Origin of the sequence: Actinosynnema sp. NPDC023658 (assembly GCF_040639995.1) — a bacterium.
GTDB lineage: Bacteria > Actinomycetota > Actinomycetes > Mycobacteriales > Pseudonocardiaceae > Actinosynnema.
Map to the genome: position 1 here is coordinate 1 of NZ_JBFAAX010000819.1, position 2,500 is coordinate 2,500.

Below are 2,500 nucleotides of genomic sequence, written 5' to 3' on the forward strand. Positions count from 1 at the left end.
CCCGCAGCCGACCAGAGCCGTTGGCCGAGCTCGGCCAGGGAGTCGCTGAGCACGTCCTCGTCGTCACCCAGCCGGGCGAGGATCTGCTCGGTCAGGCTGCGCACCTCGTCCACCCGTCGATCGAAGCATGTCCGGGCCGGACCCGCCGCGCTCATCGGTCGTGCGAGCCGACGCCGTCCAGCGCCGCCCACACCGCCCGGCTCGCGCGAGTTCCGCTGGGAGCGAAGCCCCGTCCCGCGGGTGCCGCGCCGATGTCAGGATGACCGCATGGCGGACATCCTGAGCTTCGACCGGAACCGCACCCCCTCGGCGGGCCGCGAGCCCGAGCCGTTGTGGCGCGAGGTGCTCGGGCGCAGCCTGCGCGCCGCGAGGGAGGAGCGGGGTGGCCGCCTCGTCGACGTCGCGGAGCGGGCAGGCATCTCGCCGCAGTACCTGTCCGAGATCGAACGCGGGCGCAAGGAGCCGTCGAGCGAGATGATCGCCGCCGTCACCGGCGCGCTCGGCGTCGACCTGGCCGACCTGCTCGGCGGCATCGCCCACGACGTCCGGCGGCTCCGCGGCACGCGTCCCGCGGTCGGTCGTCGCCCCGCGGGACCCGTGCTCATGGCCGCCTGAGCGGACGTTCCCGGATCAGGGCCGGTGGTCGATGACGTGGTCGGCCAGCCCGTAGCCGACCGCGCCCGCCGCGTCGAACACGCGGTCCCGGTCGGTGTCGTGCCGCAGCTCCTCCACGTCGTGACCGGTGTGGACGGACAGGATCTCCTCCAGCTGCGTGCGCACCCGCACCACCTCGTCGGCCTGGAGGATGAGGTCGGGGATCGTGCCCCGGCCCTGCGCGGCCGGCTGGTGCAGCACCACCCTGGTGTGGGGCAGCACGTAGCGACGCCCGGCCTCGCCCGCCGCCAGCAGCACCGCACCGGCCGCGACCGCCTGGCCGACGCACGTCGTGGCGACGGGCGCCTTGATGTAGCGCATGGTGTCGTAGAGCGCGAGCATCGCGGACGGGTCGCCGCCCTCGGAGTTGATGTACAGGTTGATCTCCTGCTCCGGGCTGCTCGACTCCAGGTACAGCAGCTGGGCGATCAGCGCGTTCGCCACCCCGGAGTCGATGGCCGTGCCGAGGTAGACGATCCGCTCCGACAGCAGGTGCGAGTAGACGTCCATGATCCGCTCGCCGCCCGCGCCCCGGGTGATGACGTTGGGGATGGTGTAGGTGCTCACGCGCGGACCCCCTTGGCGGAGCCGAGCCCCAGCTCGTGATTGCGCACCGGCAGCACCTGACCGAGGTCGTCGACCACGTGGTCGATGAAGCCGTACTCCCGCGCCTGCTCGGAGGTGAACCAGCGGTCGTGCAGCGAGTCGGCGAAGATCCGGTCCACCGGCTGGCCGGTGTCCTCCGCGACGAGCCGGATCACCGTGTCCCGGGTGTACCTCAGGTCGTCCGCCTGCACCTCCACCTCGACCGCCGAGCCGCCGATGCCCGACGAGCCCTGGTGCATCAGGATGCGGGCGTGCGGCAGGGCGTAGCGCTTGCCCGGCGTGCCCGCGGACAGCAGGAACTGACCGGCGCTGCACGCCAGCCCCAGCGCGAGGGTCGCCACGTCGCACGGCACCAGCCGCATCACGTCGCGGATGGCCAGCATCGCGGGCACCGAGCCGCCCGGCGAGTGGATCCACAGCGCGATGTCCTTCCTCGGGTCCTCGCCCGCCAGGGACAGCAGCTGGGTGGCCAGCACCGTCCCGTTGTCGTCGTCGAGCACGCCGTCGAGCACCAGGACCCGCTGGCTGAAGAACCGCTCCCGGAGCCGGTGGTCGAACAGCGGCCGCTTCTCGTTGTCCGTCATGCCCCGACCATGCCGCCGACCCGACGCCCTCCGCCGGTCCTCCTGCTGTGGGCGGATCCGCTCACAGCGTGATGACGACCTTGGCGCGCGCGTGCTCGGTCTCGACGTACCGGATGGCGTCGGGCACCCGGTCGAGCGGGTAGGTCCGGTCGACGACCGGCACCAGCTCGCCCGCCTCCGCGAGGTCCCGCAGCGTCGCGAGGTTCCGCGCGCTCGGCTTCGCCTCCAGGACGAGCACCCGGTGCCGGCGGGCCAGCCGACCGGCCAGCGACCCGCGGACGATCAGGCCCATCGGCCCGAGCAGGCTCCCGCCGGTGGACACCCCGCCGCCGGAGAGGACCAGGGTGCCGCCGGTCCTGAGCGCGCGCCGGAGCCCGGACAACGGGTGGTTGCCCACCAGGTCGAGCACGACGTCGTAGCGGCCCTCGTCGCGGGTGAAGTCGTCCCGGGTGTAGTCGATGACGTGGTGCGCGCCGAGCGAGGACACCAGGTCCACGTTCCGGGGACCGCACACGGCGGTCACGTCCGCGCCGAGCCACCTGCCGAGCTGCACGGCGAACGTGCCGACCCCGCCGGACGCGCCGTTGACCAGGACCCGCTGCCCGGCCGCCACCCGCCCGAGGTCGCGCAGGCCCACGAGCGCGGTGTTCGCCGCC

The 2,500-nt window shown here is 73.4% G+C and carries 4 protein-coding genes; 1 reads left to right on the forward strand and 3 read right to left on the reverse strand.

Annotated elements, in window-relative coordinates:
• The first annotated feature begins 267 nt into the window (after window positions 1–267).
• Window positions 268–615: a helix-turn-helix transcriptional regulator gene (locus tag AB0G02_RS35170; RefSeq protein ID WP_360803245.1), complete on the forward strand. Its 348-nt coding sequence runs from the start codon at window positions 268–270 to the stop codon at window positions 613–615.
• Window positions 616–630: 15 nt separating this feature from the next.
• On the opposite strand, the gene AB0G02_RS35175 is transcribed toward AB0G02_RS35170, so the two are convergent.
• The 3 genes from AB0G02_RS35175 to AB0G02_RS35185 form a co-directional block, all read right to left on the reverse strand.
• Entirely contained in the window at window positions 631–1,221 is a 591-nt protein-coding gene (locus tag AB0G02_RS35175; protein WP_360803248.1) for an ATP-dependent Clp protease proteolytic subunit, read from the reverse strand.
• On the reverse strand, window positions 1,218–1,844 hold the full coding sequence (locus AB0G02_RS35180; RefSeq protein ID WP_360803251.1) for an ATP-dependent Clp protease proteolytic subunit: 627 nt from the start codon (window positions 1,842–1,844) through the stop codon (window positions 1,218–1,220). The genes AB0G02_RS35175 and AB0G02_RS35180 overlap by 4 nt, the downstream gene beginning before the upstream one ends.
• A 61-nt stretch (window positions 1,845–1,905) precedes the next feature.
• On the reverse strand, window positions 1,906–2,500 hold a 595-nt coding region (locus AB0G02_RS35185), incomplete at its 5' end, for an NAD(P)-dependent alcohol dehydrogenase (RefSeq protein WP_360803254.1).